Genomic DNA, 25,301 nt, shown 5'->3' with positions numbered 1-25,301 from the left:
CGGCGGTGCGACCGCCCGGGACGGGAGAGTGGGGCGGGGTCAGCTCGCGTTGAACTGGTCCGGGTGCGGGCCGGTGCGCAGGTCGCGGTCGCCGGCGGCGACCGCGGCCATGTCCTGCTCGGTCAGCTCGAAGTCGAAGACGTCGAGGTTCTGCCGGATGCGGGCCGGGGTGACCGACTTGGGGATGACGATGTTGCCGAGCTGCAGGTGCCAGCGCAGGACGACCTGGGCGGGGGACTTGCCGGTGCGGGCGGCGATCGCGGTGATCGCCGGGTCGTCCAGGACGGCGCCCTGGGCGAGCGGGCTCCAGGCCTCGGTGGCGATGCCGTGCTCGGCGTGGAAGGCGCGCAGCTCGGCCTGCTGGAGGCCGGGGTGCAGCTCGACCTGGTTGACGGCGGGCACCAGCGCGCTGGTGTCCAGCAGGCGCTGGAGGTGGGCGGGCTGGAAGTTGGACACGCCGGCGGCGCGGATGCGGCCCTCCTCGACGAGGCGCTCCAGGGCGCGCCAGGTGTCGAGGTAGAGGTCGCGGGCCGGGGTGGGCCAGTGGATGAGGTAGAGGTCGACGTGGTCCAGGCCGAGCTTGGCGAGGCTGGCGTCGAAGGCGCGCAGGGTGGCGTCGTAGCCCTGGTCGGCGTTCCACAGCTTGGTGGTGACGAACAGGTCCTCGCGGGCCACGCCGGAGGCGGCCAGGGCGCGGCCGACGCCGGTCTCGTTGCCGTAGATGGCGGCGGTGTCGATGCTGCGGTAGCCGGCCTCCAGGGCGGCGGCGACGGCGGCGGTGGTCTGGTCGTCGGGGACCTGGAAGACGCCGAAGCCGAGCTGGGGGATCTCGACGCCGTTGTTCAGCTTCACGGTGGGGACGGTGGGGGTGGTCATGTGCTGGTCTCCTTCGGAGGGTGTGGTCGGTGGGGTGGGGCGGAGGGTGTTCACCGGGCGAGCCGGTCGAGGGCGGCGGCGGCGAAGGAGTGGTCCTGCGCGGGGGCGCCGCCGCCGACGCCGAGGGCGCCGACCAGCCGGCCGTCGCGGTGGACGGGGATGCCGCCGGCGATGAAGAGCAGCGGGCGGTCCAGCGCGGTGGGCAGGGTGTGGAACGGCCCGTCGGGCTTGACCAGGTCGACCAGGTCGGCGGTGGGGGCGTTCAGCTGGAGGGCGGTGTAGGCCTTGCGGGTGCTGGTCTCGCCGGAGATCAGCACGGCGCGGTCGTCGCGGCGGAAGGCGAGCAGGTGGCCGCCGGCGTCCAGGACGGTGACGCTGACCGGCACGCCCGCGGCCTCGGCGGCGCTGCGGGCCGCGTCGACCAGGAGCTCGGCGTCGGTGGTGGTCAGCGGGGCGACTGCGGTGGTGGTGCTCATGGTGGTGCTTCTCCGGGGGTGGGGTGGGTTCCGGTCGGGGCGGTGGCCGGTGGTGTGCCGGTGGTGTCGATGGTCAGTGCTGCAGGGCCGCGTGGCGGGGAGCCGCGCTCGTGGTGGCGGCCTCCCGGGTGCGGTCGCGGCGCTCCAGGGCGGCGGACCAGAAGGCCAGCAGCAGGGCGGCCGCGGCGAGGACGGCGCCGACCCAGTTCGGGGCGGTGTAGCCGAGGCCGGCGCTGATCACCATGCCGCCGAGCCAGGCGGCCAGCGCGTTGCCGAGGTTGAAGGCGCCGATGTTGACGGCGGAGGCCAGGGTGGGGGCGCCGTGGGCCTGGTCCAGGACCCGCTTCTGCAGCGGGGGGACGGTGGCGAAGCCGAGGGCGCCGACCAGCAGGACGGTGACGGCGGCGGCGACCTTGTTGTGGGCGGTGAGGGTGAACAGGGCGAGCACCACGGCGAGGCCGCCGAGGGTGGTGTAGAGCATCGGCATCAGCTTGCGGTCGGCGTAGCGCCCGCCGAGCAGGTTGCCGAGGAACATGCCGACGCCGAACAGGACCAGCAGCCAGGTGACGGAGCCGTCGGCGTAGCCGGCGACGTTGGTCATCATCGGGGCGATGTAGGTGATCGCGGCGAAGACCCCGCCGAAGCCGAGCACGGTCATCGCCATGGCGAGCAGCACCTGGGGGTTGCGGAAGGCGGTCAGCTCGCGGCGCAGGTGGGCGCCCTCGGCGCGGGGCATGGCGGGCACGAGCTTGGCGATGCCGAGCAGGCCGACCACGCCGAGCGCGGCGACGCCGGCGAAGGTGGCGCGCCAGCCGACGGCCTGGCCGATGTAGGTGCCCAGCGGGACGCCGACGATGTTGGCGACGGTCAGCCCGGTGAACATGGTGGCGATGGCGCCGGCCTTCTTCTGCGGGGCGACGAGGTCGGCGGCGACGACGGAGCCGATGCCGAAGAAGGCGCCGTGGGCGAGGGAGGTCACGATGCGCCCGGCGAGCATCACGGGGAAGGACGGGGCGAACGCGGAGAGCAGGTTGCCGGCCACGAACAGGCCCATCAGCAGCATGAGCATGGTCTTGCGGCTGATCCTGGTGCCGAGGACGGTCATCAGCGGCGCGCCGATGACGACGCCGAGGGCGTAGCCGGTGACCAGCAGGCCCGCGTTGGGGATGGAGACGCCGTAGTCGCCGGCGATCTGGGGCAGGAGTCCCATGATCACGAACTCGGTGGTCCCGATCCCGAATGCGCCGATGGCCAGGGCGATGAGAGCGAGAGGCATGGGCCCGAACCCTTCTGTGATTGCTTGAGCTAGCGCCTTGCGTGCCCTAACAATAGTTGCAGACGCGCGATAAGTGCAAACGCGGATAGGTGGCACGCGCCATAGGGTCGGGGTCGGGAGGCCGGAAACGCGGCCGGGCCCGGCCCGTCCGGACCGCGTGTGCGGTTCGGACGGGCCGGGCCCGGGGGAGTGGCGTGGCGGCGCGGGGCCGGCCGGGGTCAGCGGGTGGGCGCGGCGGCGTCCACGGCCTCGACCGCCTGGACCAGCGAGGCCAGCGCGGGGGTGCGGGCGGCCTCGTCGAGCGCCTCGCGCAGCGCGGCGTCGTTGGTCGGCCGGGCCTGCTCCAGGAGCCTCAGGCCGTCCTCGCTCACGTTGGTGTAGATGCCGCGGCGGTCGGTCGGACACAGGTAGCGCGACAGCAGTCCGCGGTCCTCCAGCCGGGTGACCAGGCGGGTGGTGGCGCTCTGGCTGAGCACGACCGCGTCGGCGACCTGCTTCATCTGCAGGTGCCCGCCCTCGTCGTCGTGCTGGCGGCTGAGCACGTCGAGCAGCGAGTACTCGCGCACGCTCAGGTCGTGCTTCGCCTGCAGGGCGCGTTCGATGTGGGACTCGATCCTGCCGTGCAGGAGGGACAGGGCGCCCCAGCCGTTGGCGAGCGCGGTGAGCGCGGGGTCCGTGGCGGTCATGGGCCCCTCCTTCCGGGTATGGCTGGGTCCAGGATAAGCCATGAACAGAAATATCGGCCAGAGCTTGTATAGCGCTTGTGCAAATAATCTCCCGTGCGATTCGGGAGCGGGTGGGGCTGCGGGATGCCGGTCGGAGCCCAGTCATCACGCGGCTTTGGCGCAAATGGTTCAGACCATTGACGCGGAGGGAAGGCAGATCCTACGGTGTCGGGCAACCGGTCTGGCGCGGGCATGCCATGTCTCGGGCAGACCGCCGTGCGCACCCCCACGCGCACGCGCACGCCCCGCGCCGGGCGCACACTCCATCCACCCCCACGGAGGAGCACCATGCGCAAGCGCCACCTGATCGCCGCCGCCGCGGCCGCGATCGCCCTGCCGATCGCGGCGGCCCTGCCGGCCCAGTCGCACGGCTTCATCAACCTGCCGCCGAGCCGCTCCGCGCTCTGCGGGGCCAATGCCGTCCCGTGGGACTGCGGCGACATCCAGTGGGAGCCGCAGAGCGTCGAGGGCCCCAAGGGCTTCCCGACCCGCGGCCCGGCGGACGGCACCATCTGCGCCGGCGCGGACGCCCGCTGGGCCCCGCTGGACAACCCCCGGGGCGGCAGCTGGCCCACCACCAAGGTGACGGCGGGCCAGCAGCTCACCTTCACCTGGGAGATCGAGGCCCGGCACTCCACCAGCAGCTTCAGGTACTTCCTGACCAAGCCCGGCTACGACGCCAGCCAGCCGATCACCCGGGCCTCCCTGGACCTGACCCCGTTCCTGACCGTCCCCTACAACGGCCGCCAGCCCGCCGCCACCACCACCCACACCGCGACCCTGCCCACCGGCCGCACCGGCCACCAGGTGGTCGTCGCCGTCTGGGACGTCGCCGACACCGGCAACGCCTTCTACTCCTGCACCGACGTCCAGTTCTGACCGCTCCCCGCCCGTCCCGACGGCCCCGGCCGTCGCGTGCCCGCCGACGCCGCCGCCCGAACCCGGACGGCGCCGGCGGGCCGCCCGCCCCCTCGTGCTGAAGGCCCCTCCCCGTCCGTGCTCGCGCGCCGCAGAAGCCGCAAATAGGTACATTGGCGACATTTGGCAGCAGTGCCAAGGCTCCGCGCGTCCACGCAAGAAGGCCGACCGCCTTCGGAAAGGGTCTCCATGCGCCCCGACCTCAGCCCCGCCGTCCTCGCCGAGCTGCGCCGGCCGCGGCCCTACCCGGCGGTGTCGATCCTGATGCCCACCCACCGCCGCGAGCCGGACAACACCCAGGACCCGGTCCGGCTGCGCAACCTGCTGGCCGAGGCGAAGGAACGCGTCCAGGCCGACCCGGAGGTCTCCCGCGCCGACCGGATCGACGTGCTGGAGCAGCTCGACCGGGCCCTGACGGAGGTCGACCTGGTGCACGCCGAGGACGGCCTGGCGGTCTTCGCCGCGCCCGGCGAGCACCAGGTCTGGTCACTCGGGCGCACCGCCCCCGCCCGGGTGGTCCTGTCCGACACCTTCCTCACCCGCAACCTGGTCGCCTCGCACGCCGCCGAGCGCCCGCACTGGGTGCTCGCGGTGGCCGCCGACAAGGTGGTGCTGTGGGGCGGCACCGAGGAGCGGGTCACCGAGGACAAGGGGCACGGCTTCCCGCTGACGCGCGTCTTCGACAACCCCGACCCCGAGCGGCAGGAGCAGATCGGCGACACCCCCAGCACCTTCCGCGACGAGGCGACCAAGACCTTCCTGCGCCAGGCCGACACCGAGGTGGGCAGGCTGCTGGCCGCCGCGCCCCGCCCGCTGTACGTGGTCGGCGAGGCCGCCGCGCTCGCCCTGCTGGACGCCGTCGGCCCGATCGCCAAGGAGGCCGCCGCCCAGCTGCCGCACGGCGGCCTGGCCCAGGCCGACGCGGAGACCGTCCGCAAGGTGGTCGAGCCCGCCGTGCGCGCCCACGCCGACCAGGAGGTCGCCGAGCACCTCGCCCAGCTCGACAAGGCCCGCGGCGCCCAGCAGTTCGCGGCCGGCCTGGACGAGGTCTGGCAGGCCGTCGGCCAGGGCCGGATCGCCCGCCTGGTGGTCGAGGAGAACTTCCGCGCCACCGTGCGCGACGACGGCGAGCACCTCGTGCCCGCCGAGGCCGGCGAGAGCGGGGCCCGCGAGGACATCGTCGACGAGGTGATCGAGCGCGCCCTGGACACCGGCGGAAAGGTCGGCTTCGTCCCCGACGACACCCTCGCCGACGCCGGCCGGATCGCCGCCGTCCTGCGCTACTGACCCGCCCCCGAACCGCCACCGCGGCCGCCCGTCCGGTCACCACCCCGGCGGGCGGCTGCGGCGCACCCGGCCCCGCCGCGCACCCGCCGCGCTCGTACGGAAACGAACCGGCCAACCGGCGCACGGAATCCGCCATCTTCGCGCACCGCACGTGCAACGGCCACGAACGGTTCCCGGAATCGTGGCGCCCGGTTCGGCAATCGCCCCTAACCTGCGGCGCATGACACGGAGTCACCGCCCCCGCTCGGCCCGCCGCACCGGCCTGCTCGCCGCCGCCGTCGCCGCCTCGCTCGGCCTCGCCGCCGTCGCCCTGAACGTCCCCAGCGCCGTCTCCGCCGAAGCCGCCCCCGCGGCCGCCGCGGCCGGCGCCGCCCCGGCCCCCGGCGAGGTCGTCCTCGACGAGCACTTCTCCGGCCCCGCCCTGCCGGCCGGCTTCACCGCCGTCGAGGGCGACTGGAAGGTCGAGGGCGGCCGCCTGGTCGGCACCTCCGCCAACTCCGGGCAGCAGAGCCGGATCACCTTCGGCCGCCACCTGGACGACTTCCGCATCGAGGCCACCGCCCGCTTCGAGAGCGTCCAGGACAACGCCCGCTGGACCGCCCTCGGCCTGGACGTCCCCGCGTCCGGCGTCACCCCCTGGTCGATCGCCACCATGCGCACCGGCACCACCGCCGCCAACGGCCTGGAATTCGCCCAGCGCACCCCCGCCAACGTCTGGAACGTCACCAACACCGCCGCGGCCCCCACCGCCGCCGGCACCGGCCGCGACGTGCGCATCGCCGTCGAGGTCCACGGCACCACCGCCCTCTGGATATTCGACGGCAAGGAGGCCCTGCGCACCACCCTGGTCGCCCGCAGCGCCGACGGCGGCCAGGCCCTGGTGGTCAACGGCTCCACCGTCTCCTTCGACGACCTCAAGGTCACCGCGCTCGCCCCCGGCGGCTGGCTGCGCCCGGCCGGCGCGCCGCTGACCGTCTTCGCCCACCGCGGCGCTTCCTCCGCCGCCCCCGAGAACACCCTGCTCTCCGACGAGATCGCCCGCCGCGGCGGCGCCGAGTGGATCGAGAACGACGTCCAGCCCAGCAAGGACGGCGTCCCCTACGTCCTGCACGACGACACCGTCGACCGCACCACCAACGGCAAGGGCCGCATCCGCGACCTGACCGCCGCCCAGATCGACTCCCTGGACGCCGGCTCCTGGTTCGGCCCCGCCTACGCCGGCGCCCGCGTCCCCACCCTGGCCGCCCAGCTGGAGGACCTGCGCACCCGCGGCGGCAACCTGCTGCTGGAGATCAAGGGCCAGCACAGCCGCGACGAGGTCGCCCGGATCGTCAAGGAGGTCCGCGACCACGGCATGACCGGCCGGGTCTTCGTCCAGAGCTTCGAGGTCGACGCCCTGCGCTACACCCGCGAGCTGGCCCCCGAGCTGCCGCTCGGCCTGCTGCGCGGCGACTTCGACGCCGACCCGGTGGCGGTCGCCAGGGACCTCGGCCTGTCCGCCTACAACCCGTCCGACGCCGGCCTCGCCGCGCGCCCGAACGTGGTGAAGGACCTGCACGCGGCCGGCGTCGCGGTCAACGTCTGGACGGTCGACTCGGCCGCCCGCTGGAAGGCCCTGGACGCCGCCGGCGTCGACGGCGTCATCACCAACCGCCCGGCGGAGCTCGCCGGTTGGAACAGCGCCTGGCTCCAGGGCGGCGCCCCCGTCCGGCCCGCCGCGCCCACCGTGGCGATCACCTCCCCGGCCGCCGGCGCCACCCTGGACCGCGCCGCGCGGCCGGTGACCGCCGTCCAGTCCACCGGCGCCGACACCGTCCGCCTCACCCTGGACGGCAAGGAGCTGGCGCCCGGCACCGCCCTGGACGCCACCGCCCTCCCGCTCGGCGGGCACACCCTGCGCGCCGAGGCCACCGGCCCCGGCGGCCGCGCCGAGACCACCACCGGGTTCACCGTCGCCGCCACCCCCACCGGCCTGGCCTCCCTGGTGCTGACCTCCGGCGCCGACCCCAACGCCGTCGCCACCCTGACCACGATGCTCGGCCAGGGCCAGTACCAGCCGCTCGCCGCCTGGGCCGAGGACCAGGCCGGCCGCGGCGTCGTCGCCGACCGGGCCGGCCTGATCGCCGCCGACGCCCGCGCCCTGGACACCGCCCCGCGCGGCTGACCGGCGCCCCGCCCCCGTACCGCCCCGGCCCCGCACCGCCCCCGTCGGCAGTGCGGGGCCGCGGCGTGCCCGGTGGCGGACGACAGCACGGGGCCGCGCCCACGCGGGGGGCGTGGGCGCGGCCGTGGGGTCGTGCGGGTGCGGGGCTCAGCGGGTGCGGCGGCTCCTGCGCAGCAGGAGCAGGCCCGTCGCGACGGCGCCGAGCGCGGCGAGGCCGACGAAGGGCAGGACCGTGGCCGCGTTGCTCCCGGTCTCGGGCAGCTGGCCGCCGTGGCCCGGCGGCGGAGTGTGGGTCGGGCTCGGGCTCGGCTGCGGCGAGGTCGTCGGGCCGGGGCTCGGCGAGGACGTCGGGCTCGGGCTGGGCGACGGGCTCGGCGACGGGCTCGGGCTGGGCACGGTGACCGGGACCTCGGTGCGGCAGCGCGCGTCGGTCGAGCCCTGCGCGCAGTTGTTCGCGTAGGTGATGGAGGTGACGGCGTTGCGCAGCACCGCGTCGGCGGTCAGCGTGGAGCGCACGGTGACGGAGTAGGTGATGGTCGCGGTGGCCCCGACCGGCAGGTCCCCGCTCCAGGTCAGCGTGGTCCCGGTGACCTGGACCTGGCCGCGGTCGGCGGCGGCGTCGTTGTCGTAGGCGGCGGAGTTCAGCACGCCGGCCAGGTCGTCGGTGAGGGTGACACCGGGGGCGTCGACCTGGCTGGTGTTGGTGACCTGGATCCGGTAGCGGACGGTGTCGCCGGGCTTGGTGGTGGTGGGGGTGGCCGTCTTGAGGACGGTGTAGCCGGGCACCGCGGCCACGGTGTTGCGCACGGTGTTGCTGGTGCGCTCCTGGGCCCGCCGGGTCTGGCTGCCCTCGAAGCGCAGGGTGGCGGTGTCGTCGAGGTGGGTGCCGACGGCGGTAGAGGCGTCGACGGTCACCTGGAAGGCGACGTTGGCCTCGGCGCCCGGGGGCAGGTCGGGGACGGTGCAGGTGACGGTCTGCCCACTGGCCTGGCAGGCCGGGTTGGAGGCGGGGACGAAGGCGGTGCCGGCCGGGATCGTGTCGGTCAGGGTGACGCCGGTGGCGGTGTCGAGGTCCGTGCTGCTGCCGTCCTGGCGGCGGTTGGCCACCGAGAAGGTGTAGGTGATGGTCTCGCCGGGGCCGACCAGGCCGGGCGGGTTGTCGTCGGGGCTGCCGGGCGGGGTGTTGGCCTTGGTGATCCGCAGGTCGGGTTCGAGGGCGTCGAGGGCCAGCCAGGCGGCCTGCGGCTCCAGGGCGTCGCCGGCGCCGCTGATCCGGACCAGGGCCTGCTCGCTGCCGGCCGGGATCTTGCCGGTGACGTCGATCATCCGGGCGTCGTAGCCGTAGTTGTTGACCGGGTCGGGGTCGCGGGTGGTGATGTTGGTGCCGGTGCCGTCCGCGGCGACGTGGTCGATCCGGCTGGTGAACGCGTTGTCGGTGCCGACCCCGTTGGGGCCGGGCATCGGCAGGAGGGTCAGGTTCTCCGGCGTGGAGCCGACCGCCAGGGTGTCCCCGGCGATCGGCGCGTCGCCGTCGCCGACGGTGATCCCCATGGTGGCCCGCGGGGCCGTGGTGGCGGGGGTGCGGATGCCGCCGAGCGTCAGCGTGGTCGAGTTGTCGGGGTCGCGCAGCAGCTGGTAGCCGTCCCAGACCTGGAGGTAGCGCAGCGGCTCGGCCTGGTCCTCGTACGCGACGACCAGCGACCAGCCGCCCCAGCAGCCGACGTTGTTGCCGCCGTAGTTCTGCGCGGAGGAGCGGCCGGCGCACGCCTGGATGTCGGCGACGGTGTAGCTGCCCGGGCCGGCGGCCCGGACCTCGGCGGTCACGTCCTTGACCGCCCCGCCGGCCAGCAGGGGCTCCGGCGGGTTCCCGCCGACCTTCTGGTCGAACCAGTCGTAGGTGTCCGCGGTGACCTGCTGGTAGCCGCTCGCGCCCGGGACCTTCCAGGACACCTGGTTGCCCTTGTTGATGTCCCCGGAGGTGCCGCCCGCGGTGCTGGTGTTGGTCGGGTTGAACTGCCAGTACAGCCGGGCGGACAGCACGTTCGCCCCGGCCGGCAGCAGCAGCTGCGCGGAGGCGGCGTTGGGGCCCGGGGCGTTCGGGTCGACCTTGATGAACTTGGTCCGGCCGTTGTTCGAGCCCTCGGTGTCCGAGCAGACCGTGCCGTCGCTGTCGTCGCAGGTCAGCACCGAGTTGGAGGCCATCGTGAGGTTGCCGTGCGCCAGCAGGTCGACCACCGGGTCCGGGCCGATCGGACGCTGCGTCCCGGCCCCGCGCGGCTTCGGCGCGGCGGCCTCGGCGGCCCTGGCCGCCGGTTTCGCGGCCGCCCGGGCGTGCCCGGTGTGCGGCGCCCCCGCGGCGAGCGGCGGCGCCAGGGCCGCGGCGCCCGCACCGAGCACCACCGCCAGCAGCGCGGACAGGACGTGCGGTGGACGCGGCCGCAGCCGTCGGACAGGTGACACGGGAACCTCGCTGTCGGGAGGCGACACGGACAGCAGAACCTCGTACCTGCGCCGGCGGGAATCGAAGCCTGACGGGTGGTTTCTTCACCCGCCCGGGTCAACACCGGTGGCCGGACGGCCCGGGGTGTGCCGTCCGCCGGTCCGGGGGAGCGGTGGGTACCCAGGATTCGGTACGGGGGATTGGGTAGCGGTACGCATTGTTCCCGCCCCGGCCCAGCCGGTTTCCTGGAACCCGCCCAAGCCGACGACCCCTCACCCCCCGGAGGTCGCCCCCATGACCCGTCGCGAACGCCTGCGGCTCTACGCCGACGCGCACTTCACCGCCCCGGACCCCGGACTGGTCCTGCCCGCCCGCCGCAGCGGCAGCGGCCTGCGCCGCCCGGGCCTGGCCCGCCTCGCCCGGCTCTCCCGGCTCGTCGAGCGCGCCGGCCACCACCGGCACGGCTGACCGGCCACCCACCCACCACCGGCACGGCCGACCGTCCACCCACCCACCGGCACGGCCGACACCACGGACAGGGTCCCGCCTCTTGAGGGAGCGGGCGGGACCCCCTTTTTCCTCAGGAGGCCCCGTCCTCCGCGGCCAGCGCCTCGCCCAGCCCCGCCCGGCTCACCCCCAGCTTGCGCAGCGCGCTCGCCACGTGGTGCTCGACCGTACGGGTCGACAGGAACAGCGCCCGGGCGATGTCCTGGTTCGCCGCGCCCTGCGCCGCCAGCGCCGCGACCTGCCGCTCGCGCGGCGAGAGCCGCTCGCCGTAGCCGCGCCGCCCCGGCGAGGCCGCCCGCCCCAGGCCCAGCTCGCGCCGCAGCCGCTGGCAGCGGGCCGCGTCCCAGGCCGCGCCCAGCGCCAGGTAGGCCCGCTCGGCGGCGCCGATCAGCTCCCCGGCCGCCGCCCGGTCGACCCCCGCCGACACCGCGGCGGCCCGCTCCTCCGCCCGCGCCGCCTCGTACGGTCGCCCGATCTCCCGCCACAGCCCGGCGCAGCGGACGAACTGCGCGCCCGCGCCCGCCGGGTCGCCCCCGTCGGCCAGCAGCAGGCCCCGGGCGAAGGCCAGCGCCGCCAGGGGGGCCGGCGCGTCCCGGCCCTCCAGGCCCGCCCCCGCCTGCCCGGCCAGCTCCGCCGCGCCCGCCCGGTCGCCCCCGGCCAGCAGCACCTCCACCGCCACCGGCAGCAGCTCCGCCGCCCGCGGCCAGGCCCCCGCCGCGCGCAGGGTGTCCAGCGCCGGCGCGACCACGGCCGCCGCCCGCGCGACGTCGCCCTCCGCCAGCAGCAGCGCCGCCGGCCCGGCCGCCACCCGCAGCGCCCCGGTCACCTGCGACTCCCGCTCCCCGTACGGCTCCGCCTCCGCGAACCGGGCGTACGCCACCGCGAGCTGCCCGCGCGCCGCCGCCAGCCGGCCCAGCAGCAGCGCCTGCTCGATGCCGGCCATCGCGAGGTCCGGGAACTCGGCGCCCAGCGCCGCCAGCCGCTCCTCCAGCCCCTCCCACCGCCCGGCCAGCCCGTCCAGTCGCGCCAGCGCGATCCGGCTGTAGCACTCCAGGTACGGGATCGCCGCCTGCCGGGCCAGCCGCCGGCTCTCCTCCAACAGCCGCGCGGCCCGCCGGTCGTGGCCCAGCTCGACGGCGATCTCGCCCACGTTGTACAGCGCGCGGGTGGTCTGCCGGACGATCTCCGGCCGCTCCGAGCTGCGCGGCAACGCCTCCAGCCGCTCCCACACCGACGGGTCGCCCTCGCGGGCCAGGAAGGTCAGCCGGGTGGCCCGTACGGCCGCCGCCACCTCCTCGTCCGGGCTCGCCGCCAGGACCCGCTCGGCCCGCTCCAGCCACTGCCAGGCGCGCTCCCCGGCGCCGTCGCGCTCGTTCATGGCCAGCGCCACCATCGCCCGGGCCGCCCGGTCCGGGCGCTGCTCCAGCTCCTCCAGGGACTCCTCGATCCGGTCGAAACCGGCCCGGTCCCCGCCGTGCACGGCCATCAGGAAGCCCAGCGACAGCCGGATCTCGCCCCGGTCGGGCACCGGCAGCCGCGGATCGGCGATGATCGCGGTCAGCGTCGCGGCGCTCGCCAGCGAGTCCACCCCGTCGGCGGCGATCCGCGCCAGCGCCAGCGCCGCCCGCCCGCGCCGGCGCGGGTCCAGGTCCGGCTCGTCCAGCAGCCGGCGCAGCAGCGGCCCGGCACTGCCGCTGTCCCCGAGCGCCACCGCCTGGTCGGCGGCGGCCTCCGCCACCTCCTGCCAGGCCGCCCGGTCGCCCAGCGCCAGGGTGTGGTGGGCGATCTGCACCAGCGGCCTCGGCTCGCGCGCGCCCAGCGCCGCCACCGCACGTCGGTGCAGGGCGCCGCGCCGCGGCCCCGGCAGCCGCCGGTAGGCCACCTGCTGCGCCAGGACGTGCCGGAAGCCGTACCGGGCCAGCGGCTTCTCGTTGAGCACCGCCGCCCGCAGCGCCTCGGTCAGGCCGTCCGCCGCGGCCTGCGCGTCGAGGCCGGCCACGGCGGCGAGCAGCTCCTCCCCGGCCGGCACGCCGAGCACCGCGGCCGCGCAGGCGATCGCGGCCGCGTCCGGGGACAGCACGGCCAGCCGCTCGGTGACGGCGTCGCGCAGGCCGCGCGGCACCTCGGACTGCTCCAGGTCGGCGGCCAGGTCCGCGGCGGTGGTCAGCGCGTCCGCGCCGCGCCGCTCGCCCAGCGTGATCAGGTCCTCCTCGGCGACCAGCGGCAGGCCCTCGCTGCGCTCGAACAGCACCCGGGTGAGGGCCGCGGTCGCGCGCGGGCCGAGCGCGGCCCGCGCCAGCTCGTGCACCTCGGCCTCGGCGAGCGGGGACAGCCGCAGCAGCGCGCCGCCCACCCCGGCCGGTCGCCGGTAGGCGGCGCCGAGCACGGGGGTGTCCGGCGGCAGGTCCTCGGCCCGGTAGGTGAGCACCAGGGCCAGGCCGGGCGGCACGTCCCGGGCCAGCAGCAGGAGCAGCTCGCGGGTCGCGTCGTCCACCCAGTGCAGGTCCTCGACGACCAGGACGGTCTCGCCGAGCGCGCCCAGCAGCGCCCGCACCGCCTGGACCAGCAGCCGCAGCCCCGGCGGGCCCTCGCCGGGGGCGCCCGGGGGAGGGGGCGGGAGCCGGTCGGCGAGGTCCGGCAGCAGCGGGCGCAGCGCCCCGGCACTCGCCGGGATGCGGTCCGCGGGCGGCAGGAACGGGCCGACGCCGCGCAGCGCGTCCACCACCGGGCCGAAGGGCAGCGGCTCGCGCAGCGGGTGGCAGAAGCCCGTCAGCACCCGGCGGCCCGCGGCGGCGGCCCGGGCCGCGGCCTCGGCCACCAGGCGGGACTTGCCCAGGCCGGCCTCGCCCTCGATCAGGACGACGGCGGGCGGGCGGAGCATGGAGTCGGTGAGACGGTCCAGTTCAGGTTGACGTCCCACGAACGCGAATCCGGCGCCGGGCGATCCCGGCTCGACCGGCCGGCTCACGGCCGTCCGGCGAGTTCACGTGCGCGGCGCTCGCCGAGGAGGGGTGCGAAGGCCATGGGCACATCATGCCGTGGCCGCGCCCGGGGCTCGCCGCCGGGGCGCCGTCGCCGCCGCCTGCCTGCCACCCCGGCCCCCACCCGCAACCCGGGTCCCCTCGCCCCCACCCGGTCCTGTCCGGCCCGCTCCGGCGGGGCCCCGGGCGCCACCCGTGACCCGGCCGTCCCGGGCGCCGCCCACGGCAGCCGGCGGCGGTCCGGTACGTTGACGAACCGTCAGTTCATGGTCCCGGACGGCACGTTCGCGAAGGCATAGGAACCGGAATGATCGACAGGCGCACCTTCACCAGGGCCGTCGGACTCGGCGCGGGCACCACCGCGCTGTCCCTGGCCGCCCTGCCACCGGCCGCCGGGGCCGCCGGGGTTGCCGGGGTTGCCGCCCCCGCTGGTCCGGCCGGGTCCCCCGTGCCCGGCCGGACCGGCTTCTCCCGCCTGGCCCGGGTCCGGGCAGGCGTGCTCGATGTCGGCTACGCCGAGGACGGACCGGCCGACGGCCCCGCCGTGGTCTGCCTGCACGGCTGGCCGTACGACATCCACAGTTAGGGCCTGTCTTCAAACTCGCGTCTGCGGGGCGGCGTTGGGGCACGCACCTCGCCGCGTTGTCGTCGGTCGCCAATGCTCCGCAGTGGCTCCCTCCTCCGCCTTGCGATGCACGCACCCCAACGCCGCCCCGCCCGCCCTCCGGGCGAACGACGGGAGTTTGAAGACAGGCCCTACGTCGACGTCGCCCCGCTGCTCGCCGCCCGGGGCTACCGCGTGATCGTCCCCTACCTGCGCGGCCACGGCAGCACCCGCTTCCTGTCCGACCGCACGGTGCGCAACGCCCAGCAGTCCGCCGTCGCCCTCGACGTGCTCGCCCTGATGGACGCGCTGGGCATCCGGCGGGCCGTGCTGGCCGGCTTCGACTGGGGCTCGCGCACCGCCGACATCATCGCCGCGCTGTGGCCCGAGCGGGTCAGGGCCCTGGTCTCGGTCGGCGGCTACCTGATCACCGACGTCGAGGCGCAGAAGGAGCCGCTGGCACCCGCCGCCGAGCACACCTGGTGGTACCAGTTCTACTTCGCCACCGAACGCGGGCGCCTCGCCATGGAGGACCGGGACAGGCGCCGCGAGCTGTGCCGCCTGGTGTGGCGGCAGGTCTCGCCGACCTGGGCCTTCGACGACGCCGTCTTCGAGCGCACCGCCGCCGCCTTCGACAACCCCGACTACGCGGCGATCGTCATCCACAACTACCGCTGGCGCCTGGGCCTGGCCGACGGCGAGCGCCGCTACGACGAGCTGGAGCACCGGCTCGCCGCCCGCCCCCGGATCGCCGTGCCCACCGTCACCCTCGACCCCGGCCGCGACCCCTTCACCGCCCCCGGCGACGGCGCCTCCTACCGCGACCTCTTCACCGGGCCGTACCTCCACCGCACCCTGCCCGACGTCGGCCACAACGTCCCCCAGGAGGCACCCGAGGCCTTCGCCCGGGCCGTCCTGGACGCCGACCGCCTCTGACGGACGGGCAGCCGCCCGCCGGGGCTACGTCGGGCCGGGCCGCGTCGGGCAGGGTCTCGCGGCTTCGTGGGGGAGAAGCCGCGAGACCCGGTCACCGGCGGCCGTCCGGTCGTCCGGCCGTCAACCAGACGTCGTCCACCGCTGCTCGGAGCCGCCGGTGCAGGGCCACTGGACGACCGGGGCGCCCGGCGTCGTGCTCGAACCGCCGACCGCGGCGCACAGGCCGCTCGCCCGGTTGCTGATCTGCGCGAAGCCCGTGTCCGGGTTCGAGCCGAAGTACCAGGTCTGCTCCGGCCCCTTGTCGCAGCCGTACTGGATCAGCTGGACGCCGGCGTTCGGCGAACTCGCCGGATCGGCCAGGCACTTGCCGCTGTTCTTGTTCACGATCTCGTAGCCGCCACCGGAGTTCGGCATCGGGTAGAGGCCCCAGTACTGCTCGGCGCCGCCGTAACAGGACCACTGGATGATCCCGGCCCCGCCCGCCGTACTCCCGGCCCCGACCGACAGGCAGTGCTGGCTGTTGTAGTTCCAGAGCTCCACGATCTCCCCGTCCCTGACCGAGGGGGACGAGGCTGCGCCGCCCTGCCCCGTCGCGGTCGGCGCCGACGCCGAGGCCGGCGTCGCCCCGACGGCGAACGCGAGCGCGGCGAGGAGCCCGAGGGCCCCCGTGCCGAGCCTCGTCCGGGGGCGGGCCGCTGTGCTGTGGCCACTGGTTGCCATGGGTGGTCTCCTCCGGGTCGGCGTCACGCGGTGCGGATGTCCCACCACTGCTGGGACTGGAAGTTCTTGACCCACAGCTGGGTCTGGGCGCCGTTGCCGGCGACGTTGATGTCGCGGTCCAGCACGGTGTTGTTGCCGTTGTTGTAGCGGACGTTGTAGATGGCCAGGTCCCCGGACGGGTGGTACCACTTCTGCTGGGTGGTGCCGTTGCACTGCCACAGCTGCACCCGGGTGCCGTTGCCGCCGCCGCCGTTGGTGTCGGCGTCCAGGCACATGCCCGGGAACCGCACGTTCTCCAGGCTGCCGTCGGTGGACAGGAACCACTCCTGCTGGGCGGTGCCGTTGCACCCCCACACCTGCACCCGGGTGCCGTTGCCGCCGTTGGTGGCGTCGGCGTCCAGGCACTGGCCGGTGGTCCCCCGGTACAGGCTGTAGATCCGGACGTACAGGCCCGCGGCGAGCGCGCCGGCCTGGCCGCCGGACTGGGTGCCGGGCGCCTGGCCCTGGCTCCAGGCCACGTGACCGGCACCACCGGCCGACTCGGCCGACCCGGCGCCCTGGGCGGACGCCGCGCCCGTGGCGCCGACGACGAGGGCCGCCGCGGCGGCCACGACGGCGGCCAACTTCTTGTGAACGATCACGGGTCCTGTTCCTCTCGGGGCTGGACTGTGCGGTGAATCCAGCAAACGCCAAGCCGATCGACCGATCGAATGATTCGATTTCTTTCGAAGGGGCTGGCGAAGGGGGAACGCGCGTGATCCGGATCCGCCTGGGGGCCCGGGGGTTGGGGGGCGTCAGGTTCGCGGTCTCACCGGTGGGCGCGGCGAAGGACCTGCTGCGCCTCGTCGGCTTCAGCCCGGGCACGCTCACCCCGCAGTGGCGGGCCAGGGCGACGGAGGCGCTGTCCCGCAACCGGCTGGGGCTGCTGGCCGTGGTCGGCGGGGGCGGTCCGCTCGGGTACGCGCCGGACTTCATCCGGCCGGAGCCCCCGGCGTTCCTGACCGACATCGACACGGCGCTGCACCAGATCGCGACGACCCCGCGGGAGCGGGTCCACTACGAACTGGCGGGGGCCGTCAACGGGCACGCGTGGGACCGGGGTTCCGGCCACCCGCCGCCGCGGCAGCTGCTGCGGGCCCTGGAGCGGGGGGAGGAGTACGTCGCGCGCCGCCTCGCCGACGAGATGGCGCGGTTCTGGCACGGGGCACTGGCGACGTCGTGGCCGGGGATCCGGGCCAGGCTGGAGGCCGACGTCACCGCGCGGGCGTCGGAGATCGCCCGGTCCGGGCTCGCCGAGGCGCTCAACCACCTGGCGCCGAACCTGGAGTGGCGCGAGGGCGAGCTGATCGTGCACCTGCGGACGGGCAGCATCCACCGGCTGACGGTGGACGCGGACGGGGTGATCCTGACGCCGAGCGTCTTCGTCGACTGGGCGCTGTTCTGCGCGGGCGAGCCGCCCGGCGTGCCGGCGCCGCGCACCCCGCTGATCGTCTATCCGGCCGGGCCGGTGGACTGCCTGGCGCCCGAGCGGGACCACCCGCTGATCGGCGCGATGCGGCGCAGGCTGCTGGCGGAGCTGAGCCAGCCGCGTTCCACGACGGAGCTCGCGCAGCGGCTGTACCTGAGCCCGGCCACGGCCTCGTACCACCTGCAGATCCTCCACCGGGCCGGCCTCGTGAGCCGCACCCGGCAGTCCCGGCACGTCCTCTACCAGCGGCTCGGCGGAGCCGTGTAGACGTACGCCCGATCGCGCCCCCGCCCGATCGCGCCCCCGCCCGGTCGCGCCCCCGCCCGGGGGAGGGCGAGGGGTGCGGAGTAGGAAGTCGGCCGGGCCGACTTCCCACTCCGGTCAGTGCGGCGCCGGTACGGGGTTGTCCGGCCTGTCCAGCCACACCGTCTGCCCCTCGGGCGTGGCGGTGAGCCCGAACCGCTCGAAGCCGGGGTGCCCCCGGCGACGCCACCAGCGCCAGGCCGCCTCCACCTCGTCCCACAGGCCGCGGGGGCCGGACTGCACCACCTCGTAGGCGGTCCGGCCGGGCTCCCAGTCGGCGGTGGCCCAGGACGTGACGGCCGTGTCGTGGAGCCACAGCGTGTACGTGCCGTCGGCGTACCGCTCGGTCAGCGGGAACGCGCCGGGCACCTGCACGCCGATGGCGAACATGGCCGGCCACCCGCCGACGGCGTCGGGGGAGAGGGCCGTCGACGAGACCGCCCCGTCGGCCGGCCACGGCCCGGACAGGTACTCCAGGCTGCCGGGCCGAACGGTCCGCTGCCGGCGCAGCCGCATGAAGGCGGACGACCTGACGAACCGGCCGCTCGCCGTGCCGTCGTCGCCGACCGTGAGCCGGACGACGGCCTCCCCGCCGTACTCGGGCGCCCACGGGGCGACGATCACGGCGCCGGGCCGGGACTGCTCGATCCAGGCGTACGGAATCCGGTGGACCGAGCAGGTGGCGATCACCCGGTCGAACGGCGGGCCGTCGGCGAAGCCCTCCGAGCCGTCGCCCACCACGAGCCGGGGCCGGTACCCGGCGCGGGCGAGCCGGTGCCGTGCGGCGGCCGCGCTGTCCTCGTCCACCTCCACCGAGACGACGTTCCCGGCCCCCGCGCGGTGGGAGAGCAGAGCGGCGTTCCACCCGGTGCCGGTGCCGATCTCCAGCACCCGGTCGCCGTCCGCCACGCCCAGGGCGGCGAGCATGGAGAACACCATGGTCGGCATGGAGCTGGACGAGGTGGGCACGGTGCCGCGGTCGAACCCGCTGTGCTCGCCGTCGTCCCACTGCGTGGTGAGCGGCGCGTCGGAGTAGACGGCGCCCAACCATCCGTCCGGATCGGCGAAGCGGTGCACGGACTCGCCCTGGCGCACCCCGTCCGCCCGGCCCGGCCAGATCAGGTCAGGGACGAACCAGTGGCGTGGAACGGCTTGGTACGACGCCAGCCAGTCGGGGGCGAGGGACCCGTTCGCGATGAGCGCGGAGGCCAGCCTGGCCCGGCCGGCCTCCGCTTCGTGCCGGTCGCTCACGCGTCAGTGCCCGGACGTCGGGCCGCTGCCGTCCGAGGTGTTCCCGCCCTCGTCGCTGCCGCCGCCACCGTGCTTGTTGCCGCTGCTGGAGTCGTCCTGCTGACCGCCGCCCTGGCCGTTGCCCTGGCCGCCACCGTGCTTGCCACCGTCGAACTCGGGCATGCGCTTCCCCTTTTTGCTGTCGGTCGACTCCCGTGCTGCTCACGGGTGTCAGTGAGCACGTTAGGCGTGTCCGATGCGAGGGCGGGCGCGTGATTCTCGGGTATTCGAGCCGCTGGGAGCGGAGTTCGCGGGGATTCCTCACCCGTCCCCGAGAGCCCGGCGGCACCGCGCGATGACCCGGTGGGCGTCGGCGCCGTAGACGGCGGAGTCGGCCAGCGTGTCCCAGACGCGCCGGTACAGCGCCACGTTGTCCGGCTGGTCGAGCCAGAGTTCGGCGTGCCAGTCCTCGACGATGACGAGCCGGTCGTCGTGGATCCAGAAGCCGTTGGCCGGCGGCAAGGTGAGCGAGGCCTCGAACGGGACGATGCCCAGGGAGACGGTGTCCAGCCCGATCACGCCGCTGAGCCGGTCGAGTTGGGCGGCCATCACGGCCGGGGGGCAGATCAGACTGCGCAGTACCGGCTCCCACATGACGATGTGGTACTTCCGGCCCGGCCGGTACAGGCTCTCCTGCCTCTGGATGCGGGCGCGTACGGCTTCCTCGACGTCGCGCGGTGACCGGTGGAGGTCGACGAATGCGCTGAAGACGTGCCGGGCGTAGTCGGGTGTCTGGAGCAGGCCGACGATCGTGGAGTTCTGCCATGCGCGCATGACTGTCGAGCGGTCGTGCTCGGCGGTCAGCGTGTCCTGTACCGGCTTGTGCCCGGCGGCCAACTGCCGCCGCCAGGAGCGGGTTCCTGACTCGAAGGCGCGCAGCCTCGCCGACAGCTCGGCCGCCGCTCCGGGCTGCCCGACGCCTTCGGCCCCGGCCCCGGCTTCGATCTCGTCGTAGCCGACCAGCGCACGCTCCTGGTTCAGGCTCACAGTCGTCCCCCTTATGGTCGGTCGGTCTTACTCGGAACGCTCGGGTAACCATGTTGAGCGAGTATCGGATTCGTGATTCTCGACTATTTGGACCACGAGAGTGAGGCACTGTCAGAATCATCGGCGAGTCTCGCGAGGGTGCCGCGATGCGAGGAGCCATGGCGGTTCGGAGATGTCTGAGAATAATCGAGAATCATCCATGATGCAGCGCGAGTTGGCGTAGATCATGAGGTCTTCCGAGCTCTCGGACAGGAGAAGGACTATGGCAAGGCGGCTGCAAGTAATGGGTAGCACCTCTGGTGTCGGGGACTGTCCGACGCTGTACGAGGACATGGACACCGGCGAGGTGCTGGTGCAGGGATACGCGGTGACGGACCCGGAGGATGTGGCGCAACTCAAGTACGTGAAGGAGGATGAAGGCTTCGTAGTCGTGCCTCGCGAACTGCTCGTGAGGTTCGCGCCGAGGGAGTCGACGACCGTGCCGGAGTTCGTGCCGCAGCAGAGGATCACCGAGTTCATCAACGATGGCTTCGAGCACACCGCGTGGCGGCTGGAGACGAGGACCAGCTATCTGTCCGACAAGCAGATGCCCTCCTACTCCGAGTTCCTCCGCAGCGGAGACACCGCCGGCGAGGTCGGGCACCCCTGGTTCGAGAACGTGCGCCGCATGGTCGACAAGGGCAAGCGGTTCGAGCGGGTCCGGCTGGTGGACAACCCGCCGACCGAAGGGCAGCGGTACCTGCTGGCGTGCGCCCGAACCAACGTGGCGGCCGGCGAGGACATCCGCTACATGTGGCGCTCGGACGCCGACGCCGCCGGGCTGGCCGGGCTATCGGACTTCTGGCTCTTCGACTCCCGCACGGTCGCGCGCTTTCACTTCGAAGGGGAGCGCACCGTCGGCATGGAACTGGTCACCGACCCGTTGGAGGTCCTTCGCGCCTGCCAGGCCCGTGACGCCGCCTGGCACCACGCGGTGCGCTACGCGGAGTTCCGGGCTCAGGTAGTTTCCGCTATGTGAGCACCGACTTTCAGCAGGCACGGGTTGCTCTCGGTGCCCGGATGCGTGAACTCCGCACCGAGAGCGGCTTGTCCGGCCGCGCCCTGGCCGCGCTGTTGGGTTGGCCGCAGTCCAAGGTCAGCACGTTGGAGAACGGAAGGCAGTCGCCCGGCACGGCGGATCTGGTCGCGTGGGCGGAGGCCGTCGGCAGGCCTGACGCCGCTGCCGAACTCGTGGGCCGACTACGGACGCTGGAGACGCAGTACCGGTCGTGGAGGCGCCAGCTCGCGGGTGGCGCGCGACCGGTGCAGGAGGCGCATGCCGCGCAGGGAAGGAAGACCGGGCATCGTCAGTCGTTCGATCCGACTCTCATTCCCGGCCTGCTGCAGACGGCTGAGTACGCTCGGGCGGTCCTCGCCCGGTACACCAGGGTCCATCCCTCGATCCGTGATGTCGAGGCGGCGGTGGCGGCTCGGATGGAGCGCCAGAGGGTGCTCGCCGATCGCTCGCGTTCGTTCCACTTCCTGGTGTGGGAAGGGGCGCTCCTGTCCCGCCTCTGCTCGCCGGCCGCGATGGCCGCCCAGATGAGGGCTTTGACGCCGTGGCTGGCGGGTGGGAACGTCCGGTTGGGAATCGTTCCTTTCGAAGCCGATCTGCAAGTGCCTGCGGGAGTCGGGTTCTCGATCCATGACGGCACGTTGGTGATCACCGAGTCCTGGCACGCGGAGATGTGGCTGGACGATCCGGCGGACGTCGCGCTCCACACCCGGGCATGGGACGCGCTGGCGGAGAGCGCCGTGTACGGTCCGGCGGCACACCGGGTGATCGTCAGGTCCTGGCGGGTGCCGCGTGATGATCACTGAGGAAGCAGGGTCCCTCTGTCGGCGGGTCCTTGCGGAGCGCAAGGGCCCGCCGGGCGGCGAACAACGGTCCCCGGCGCCGGGGACGACGGCGTCGGAGCGGTTCGGTGGGGTGTCTGCGCAGGAAGTCGGGCGGGCCGACTTCCTGCGCACAGGGTTCAGGCGTGGCGGTCGAACTCGCCGGCTTTGAGGGCGTGGAGGAGGGCGGCGAAGGTGGTGGGGGTGGTGCGGAGGGTGAGGTGGCCCTCGTCGGACTCGCGGAGTTCGACCGCGCCGCTGGCCGTACGGACCTCCACACACTCATTGGTCGCGCCGCTGTAGCTGGACTTCTGCCAGTTGGACTCTCGCATTGCTGTTCTCTGTTTCTGCCTGGCAGATCGGATGGAGTGTTCTGTTGCGCCCCTCGCCCTGGGGAGGGCGAGGGGCGTGGAGTGGAACCGTCAGGCGTGGTGGTCGAACTCGCCGGCTTTGAGGGCGTGGAGGAGGGCGGCGAAGGTGGTGGGGGTGGTGCGGAGGATGAGGTGGCCCTCGTCGGACTCGCGGAGTTCGACTATCTCGTTTGTGGCCCGCAGTTCGACACAGTTGTCGCTTGCGCCGGAGTAGCTGGTTTTCTGCCAGTTGGACTCTCGCATCGGTGTCTTCCGTTTCCTTCCTGGCAGATCGGATGGAGTGTTCTGTTGCGCCCCTCGCCTTGGGGAGGGCGAGGGGCGTGGAGTGGAACCGTCAGGCGTGGTGGTCGAACTCGCCGGCTTTGAGGGCGTGGAGGAGGGCGGCGAAGGTGGTGGGGGTGGTGCGGAGGGTGAGGTGGCCTTCGTCGGACTCGCGGAGTTCGACCGCGCCGTTGGACGTACGGACCTCGACGCACTCGTTGCTTGAGGCGCTGTAGCTGGACTTCTGCCAGTTGGACTCAGGCATTGCTGTCTTCCACTTCCTTCTGGCAGATCGGATGGAGTCTTGTGTTGCGCCCCTCGCCCCGGGAGGGCGAGGGGCACGGAACGGAACCGTCAGGCGTGGTGGTCGAACTCGCCGGCCTTGACACCGTGGAGGAGGGCGGCAAGGGCGGTGGGGGTGGTGCGGAGGGTGAGGTGGCCCTCGTCGGACTCGCGGAGTTCGACCAGCCCACTGATGGCGCGAACCTCGACGCATTCATTGCTTGCGGCACTGTAGCTGGACTTCTGCCACTTTGAGCTAGGCATGGGCGGGCTTTACTTCTTTCATGATGGATCGGATGAAGTCGCGCGATTCGTCTTCGCCGAGGGCATTGGAGTCCAGGCTGGAGAAGATGGTTCGGTGCTTGGCGAGGTTGGTCGGCGAGTCGAAGAACAGCGCACCTTGGGAAACATCCATCTCGACTGTATCCAGCTCAGGGACCGGCCCTTCGACGTAGATCAGGTTCTCGCCAGCGCCCGGAAAGGTGTCGATGGCGAACGGCACCACTCGTACGGAGATCCCGGGCTGCTCCGAGTCGTCCAGTAGCGCGGCAAGCTGGTCGATGAGCACCACAGGCCCGCCGAACTGCATGCGCAGAGCGGCCTCATGGATGAAGGCTCGAAGAGGTGTTGCCCCGGATCGGACAACCTCCTGGCGTCGGAGGCGGAAAGTCGTTCGCGTCTCGATGTCTTGCGGGGGCAAGGGAGGGATGAGCCGAGCGAACACCGCCGCTGCGTATGCCCTGGTCTGGAGAAGTCCAGGAATGTAGACGGTGTTGCAGAAGGTGATCCGCTTGGCATGACCCTCAAGCTCTGCGACTTCAAGGAAGTCGATGGTCAAGAGGTTTCGGTATTCCTCCCACCAGCCCTTTCCGCGCTCCGAGGTCATGCCGGCCAACGCGTCGATCAGGGGCTGGTTGTCGCACATGCATGCGGTAGCGATGGTTCGCAATCGTTCGACGCTGATCCCGCCCTTCCCGCTCTCCATCTGTGTGATCTGCGCGGGCTGGATGCCGAGCTTGCGCGCCAGCTGACTGCCGCCGAGGCCGGCCTGCTCCCGCATCCTCCGCAGCTCTGTCCCGATCCGCCGTTGGCGAAGGGTTGGGTTCGGTCGTAGCGCCATGATGACCAGTCTGCCGCAGGTCGGGGCGGTGGAGTTGCCACGTTCGGGGGAACCTCCTCGCCTCTCGGCTCAAAATTGAGACCGTCTGCGCTAGGGTCGATCTCACATCGATCCGACGGATCGTCAGTAACGCCTGCTAGCAAGCACCGCAGAGCAGCCATGTCCTTCTCCACGGCCTGGCTCACGGCGACACATGTTCCGCCGGTTCCCCCTCACTCACGCCTCGGGAGAACTCCCATGCGTCACATCAACACCCCCACCATCGCCGTCGCGCGACAGACCCTCCGCAACACCATGACCCGCGTCGGCTGGCCCGCCTCCCCGATCTTCGACGCGCAGCTCGCGCTCTGCGAGCTCCTCGTCAACGCGTGGCGCCACACCGAGACCCCCGCGCCGCTGGTCGAGATCATCTCCGAGGGGGACGTCCTCCGGGTCTCCGTCACGGACGAGAGCCCGGTGCTGCCCTCCAGCCCGCCGCTGTCCCTGCTCGCCGAGTCCGGCCGGGGCCTCCAGCTCGTCGCCGCCCTCACCCACGGCTGGGGCGTCGACCCCCACGAGCGCGCCAAATCCGTCTGGTTCGAGCTGCGGAAGGGCGCCGTCTGATGATCTACCGCCCCGGCCGTCACCCGATGCTGCCGACCGACCCCCGGATCCGCTACTACACCGAGGACCACATCAGCGCCCTCCTGGACGAAGTCGTGGAGCGGGGGCGCGAGTTCGGCCTGATCTTCCCCTCGATCGGCACCGACCGGACCATGGACGGCCGCGTCCTCGTCCGCTTCAACACGGCGCCGGCGTCAACGCTCCTCAACCTCCTCACCCTGCTCCTCGACGCCGAGCGCAGGACCTCGTGCGATACCTGATCGGGACGGCCTTCGCCGTCCTCCTCGCCCTCGCGACCGCCATCGTCGCCCTGGGCGTCGTCACCACCCTCCGCGCGGCCCCGCCGCCCGACGAGGACGCCTGACCCCGCCAGCCCCCGCCGCCCACGCGCCGGGGGCTGCGGCACTTCCTTCACGCCCTTGACGGCCCTTCGCCAGTGAGCGGTGTGCATCGTGAAGCGGCAGGTCACGGGCCTGGTGTGATTCCGCGCCTCGGTGCTCGTGCTGGTCACGCGCGGCAGTCCGCCGTGTAGATCGTCGGGCAGTCGGTACGGGCCGTGGCAGACCGTCTACGAGCGGTTCGCCCGCTGGGAGGCCGATGGCACGTGGGCGAGGCTGCTGAAGCATGTCCAGGTCCGTGACGACGCGGTGAGCCGGGTGGAGTGGACCGCCGCCGTCGATTCCGCACGCTACCGAGCAGGAGTCGTCCTGGCTTCCCTGACCCTCTGGCTCCGCGAACCCCGTCAAGGCCCGGGGCCGGCGGCAGCCGGGACTTCCGTGATCGGCGGCAGTGACGCGAGCACCGTACGGACCGGGTGGGTGGGAAGGATGC

General features: G+C 73.5%; 26 protein-coding genes and 2 pseudogenes. 12 read left to right on the top strand and 16 right to left on the bottom strand.

The window, feature by feature from the left end:
* Positions 1-39: 39 nt before the first annotated feature.
* The 4 genes from ACWDD9_RS21445 to ACWDD9_RS21430 all read right to left on the bottom strand — a co-directional run bounded on the left by ACWDD9_RS21445 (position 40) and on the right by ACWDD9_RS21430 (position 3,314).
* Complete coding sequence (locus ACWDD9_RS21445; RefSeq protein ID WP_449812348.1) at positions 40-876, bottom strand: aldo/keto reductase; 837 nt, start codon at positions 874-876, stop codon at positions 40-42.
* A gap of 50 nt (positions 877-926) precedes the next feature.
* The gene (locus ACWDD9_RS21440) at positions 927-1,352 is read right to left on the bottom strand and encodes a GlcG/HbpS family heme-binding protein (protein ID WP_449812347.1); all 426 of its coding nucleotides are present in this window, start codon (positions 1,350-1,352) and stop codon (positions 927-929) included.
* 73 nt (positions 1,353-1,425) lie between these two features.
* Positions 1,426-2,628, bottom strand: a complete 1,203-nt coding sequence (locus ACWDD9_RS21435; RefSeq protein WP_449812346.1) for an MFS transporter — start codon at positions 2,626-2,628, stop codon at positions 1,426-1,428.
* Positions 2,629-2,846: 218 nt separating this feature from the next.
* Positions 2,847-3,314 (bottom strand): MarR family winged helix-turn-helix transcriptional regulator, encoded by a 468-nt coding sequence (locus ACWDD9_RS21430; RefSeq protein WP_049659084.1) that lies wholly within the window; start codon positions 3,312-3,314, stop codon positions 2,847-2,849.
* 327 nt (positions 3,315-3,641) lie between these two features.
* On the opposite strand from ACWDD9_RS21430, the gene ACWDD9_RS21425 reads away from it, so the two are divergent.
* The 3 genes from ACWDD9_RS21425 (at position 3,642) to ACWDD9_RS21415 (ending at position 7,722) form a co-directional block, all read left to right on the top strand.
* Entirely contained in the window at positions 3,642-4,232 is a 591-nt protein-coding gene (locus ACWDD9_RS21425; RefSeq protein ID WP_049659083.1) for a lytic polysaccharide monooxygenase, read from the top strand.
* A 228-nt stretch (positions 4,233-4,460) separates the two neighbouring features.
* A complete protein-coding gene (locus tag ACWDD9_RS21420) occupies positions 4,461-5,558 on the top strand; it encodes a baeRF3 domain-containing protein (RefSeq protein WP_049659082.1) in 1,098 nt (365 codons plus the stop codon).
* Between the two features lie 220 nt (positions 5,559-5,778).
* The gene (locus tag ACWDD9_RS21415) at positions 5,779-7,722 is read left to right on the top strand and encodes a glycerophosphodiester phosphodiesterase (protein WP_449812345.1); all 1,944 of its coding nucleotides are present in this window, start codon (positions 5,779-5,781) and stop codon (positions 7,720-7,722) included.
* A 147-nt stretch (positions 7,723-7,869) separates the two neighbouring features.
* On the opposite strand, the gene ACWDD9_RS21410 is transcribed toward ACWDD9_RS21415, so the two are convergent.
* A complete protein-coding gene (locus ACWDD9_RS21410; protein ID WP_449812344.1) occupies positions 7,870-10,182 on the bottom strand; it encodes a DUF7927 domain-containing protein in 2,313 nt (770 codons plus the stop codon).
* Between the two features lie 274 nt (positions 10,183-10,456).
* Here ACWDD9_RS21410 and ACWDD9_RS21405 point away from each other — a divergent pair, with 274 nt between their 5' ends.
* Positions 10,457-10,630, top strand: coding sequence for a hypothetical protein (locus ACWDD9_RS21405; protein WP_158077773.1), 174 nt, complete (start codon positions 10,457-10,459; stop codon positions 10,628-10,630).
* Between the two features lie 112 nt (positions 10,631-10,742).
* Here the strand turns inward: ACWDD9_RS21405 and ACWDD9_RS21400 are convergent, their stop codons facing one another.
* Positions 10,743-13,589: an ATP-binding protein gene (locus ACWDD9_RS21400; protein WP_449812343.1), complete on the bottom strand. Its 2,847-nt coding sequence runs from the start codon at positions 13,587-13,589 to the stop codon at positions 10,743-10,745.
* Positions 13,590-13,957: 368 nt separating this feature from the next.
* On the opposite strand from ACWDD9_RS21400, the pseudogene ACWDD9_RS21395 reads away from it, so the two are divergent.
* Both ACWDD9_RS21395 and ACWDD9_RS21390 read left to right on the top strand, forming a co-directional pair.
* Positions 13,958-14,233 (top strand): annotated as a pseudogene (locus ACWDD9_RS21395) (alpha/beta hydrolase); the annotation flags it as partial.
* Positions 14,234-14,341: 108 nt separating this feature from the next.
* On the top strand, positions 14,342-15,190 hold the full coding sequence (locus ACWDD9_RS21390; protein WP_449812342.1) for an alpha/beta fold hydrolase: 849 nt from the start codon (positions 14,342-14,344) through the stop codon (positions 15,188-15,190).
* A gap of 120 nt (positions 15,191-15,310) precedes the next feature.
* Here the strand turns inward: ACWDD9_RS21390 and ACWDD9_RS21385 are convergent, their stop codons facing one another.
* Both ACWDD9_RS21385 and ACWDD9_RS21380 read right to left on the bottom strand, forming a co-directional pair.
* Positions 15,311-15,910, bottom strand: coding sequence for an RICIN domain-containing protein (locus tag ACWDD9_RS21385; protein WP_117485015.1), 600 nt, complete (start codon positions 15,908-15,910; stop codon positions 15,311-15,313).
* A 23-nt stretch (positions 15,911-15,933) separates the two neighbouring features.
* The gene (locus ACWDD9_RS21380; protein WP_449812341.1) at positions 15,934-16,551 is read right to left on the bottom strand and encodes an RICIN domain-containing protein; all 618 of its coding nucleotides are present in this window, start codon (positions 16,549-16,551) and stop codon (positions 15,934-15,936) included.
* Between the two features lie 113 nt (positions 16,552-16,664).
* On the opposite strand from ACWDD9_RS21380, the gene ACWDD9_RS21375 reads away from it, so the two are divergent.
* Positions 16,665-17,645 (top strand): helix-turn-helix domain-containing protein, encoded by a 981-nt coding sequence (locus ACWDD9_RS21375; RefSeq protein WP_449812340.1) that lies wholly within the window; start codon positions 16,665-16,667, stop codon positions 17,643-17,645.
* 114 nt (positions 17,646-17,759) lie between these two features.
* Here the strand turns inward: ACWDD9_RS21375 and ACWDD9_RS21370 are convergent, their stop codons facing one another.
* The 3 genes from ACWDD9_RS21370 to ACWDD9_RS21360 form a co-directional block, all read right to left on the bottom strand.
* On the bottom strand, positions 17,760-18,932 hold the full coding sequence (locus ACWDD9_RS21370; protein ID WP_449812339.1) for a methyltransferase domain-containing protein: 1,173 nt from the start codon (positions 18,930-18,932) through the stop codon (positions 17,760-17,762).
* 3 nt (positions 18,933-18,935) lie between these two features.
* On the bottom strand, positions 18,936-19,094 hold the full coding sequence (locus ACWDD9_RS21365) for a hypothetical protein (protein WP_387821348.1): 159 nt from the start codon (positions 19,092-19,094) through the stop codon (positions 18,936-18,938).
* Between the two features lie 138 nt (positions 19,095-19,232).
* Complete coding sequence (locus ACWDD9_RS21360; RefSeq protein ID WP_449812338.1) at positions 19,233-19,958, bottom strand: DUF5753 domain-containing protein; 726 nt, start codon at positions 19,956-19,958, stop codon at positions 19,233-19,235.
* Positions 19,959-20,220: 262 nt separating this feature from the next.
* Here ACWDD9_RS21360 and ACWDD9_RS21355 point away from each other — a divergent pair, with 262 nt between their 5' ends.
* Both ACWDD9_RS21355 and ACWDD9_RS21350 read left to right on the top strand, forming a co-directional pair.
* Positions 20,221-20,976, top strand: coding sequence for a DUF6879 family protein (locus ACWDD9_RS21355; protein ID WP_449812337.1), 756 nt, complete (start codon positions 20,221-20,223; stop codon positions 20,974-20,976).
* Positions 20,973-21,818 carry a helix-turn-helix domain-containing protein gene (locus ACWDD9_RS21350; protein WP_449812336.1) on the top strand — a complete coding sequence of 282 codons (846 nt, stop codon included), beginning with the start codon at positions 20,973-20,975 and terminating at the stop codon, positions 21,816-21,818. Before ACWDD9_RS21355 ends, ACWDD9_RS21350 begins: the two co-directional genes overlap by 4 nt.
* Before the next feature lie 155 nt (positions 21,819-21,973).
* Here ACWDD9_RS21350 and ACWDD9_RS21345 read toward each other — a convergent pair whose 3' ends face one another.
* The 5 genes from ACWDD9_RS21345 to ACWDD9_RS21325 form a co-directional block, all read right to left on the bottom strand.
* The gene (locus ACWDD9_RS21345; protein WP_449812335.1) at positions 21,974-22,165 is read right to left on the bottom strand and encodes a DUF397 domain-containing protein; all 192 of its coding nucleotides are present in this window, start codon (positions 22,163-22,165) and stop codon (positions 21,974-21,976) included.
* A gap of 90 nt (positions 22,166-22,255) precedes the next feature.
* The gene (locus ACWDD9_RS21340; RefSeq protein ID WP_449812334.1) at positions 22,256-22,447 is read right to left on the bottom strand and encodes a DUF397 domain-containing protein; all 192 of its coding nucleotides are present in this window, start codon (positions 22,445-22,447) and stop codon (positions 22,256-22,258) included.
* Between the two features lie 91 nt (positions 22,448-22,538).
* The gene (locus ACWDD9_RS21335; protein WP_449812333.1) at positions 22,539-22,730 is read right to left on the bottom strand and encodes a DUF397 domain-containing protein; all 192 of its coding nucleotides are present in this window, start codon (positions 22,728-22,730) and stop codon (positions 22,539-22,541) included.
* A gap of 89 nt (positions 22,731-22,819) precedes the next feature.
* The gene (locus ACWDD9_RS21330) at positions 22,820-23,011 is read right to left on the bottom strand and encodes a DUF397 domain-containing protein (RefSeq protein ID WP_449812332.1); all 192 of its coding nucleotides are present in this window, start codon (positions 23,009-23,011) and stop codon (positions 22,820-22,822) included.
* Positions 23,004-23,867, bottom strand: coding sequence for a helix-turn-helix domain-containing protein (locus tag ACWDD9_RS21325; protein ID WP_063780263.1), 864 nt, complete (start codon positions 23,865-23,867; stop codon positions 23,004-23,006). The genes ACWDD9_RS21330 and ACWDD9_RS21325 overlap by 8 nt, the downstream gene beginning before the upstream one ends.
* A gap of 237 nt (positions 23,868-24,104) precedes the next feature.
* Here ACWDD9_RS21325 and ACWDD9_RS21320 point away from each other — a divergent pair, with 237 nt between their 5' ends.
* The 3 genes and pseudogenes from ACWDD9_RS21320 to ACWDD9_RS21310 form a co-directional block, all read left to right on the top strand.
* A complete protein-coding gene (locus ACWDD9_RS21320) occupies positions 24,105-24,470 on the top strand; it encodes an ATP-binding protein (protein WP_117484996.1) in 366 nt (121 codons plus the stop codon).
* Positions 24,470-24,730 carry a hypothetical protein gene (locus ACWDD9_RS21315; protein ID WP_049649547.1) on the top strand — a complete coding sequence of 87 codons (261 nt, stop codon included), beginning with the start codon at positions 24,470-24,472 and terminating at the stop codon, positions 24,728-24,730. The genes ACWDD9_RS21320 and ACWDD9_RS21315 overlap by 1 nt, the downstream gene beginning before the upstream one ends.
* A 279-nt stretch (positions 24,731-25,009) precedes the next feature.
* Positions 25,010-25,168, top strand: a pseudogene (locus tag ACWDD9_RS21310) (IS5/IS1182 family transposase); the annotation flags it as partial.
* Positions 25,169-25,301 lie beyond the last annotated feature (133 nt).

It is taken from the genome of Kitasatospora sp. NPDC001119 (assembly GCF_053598475.1).
This window is presented reverse-complemented; position numbering and strand designations above follow the sequence as displayed.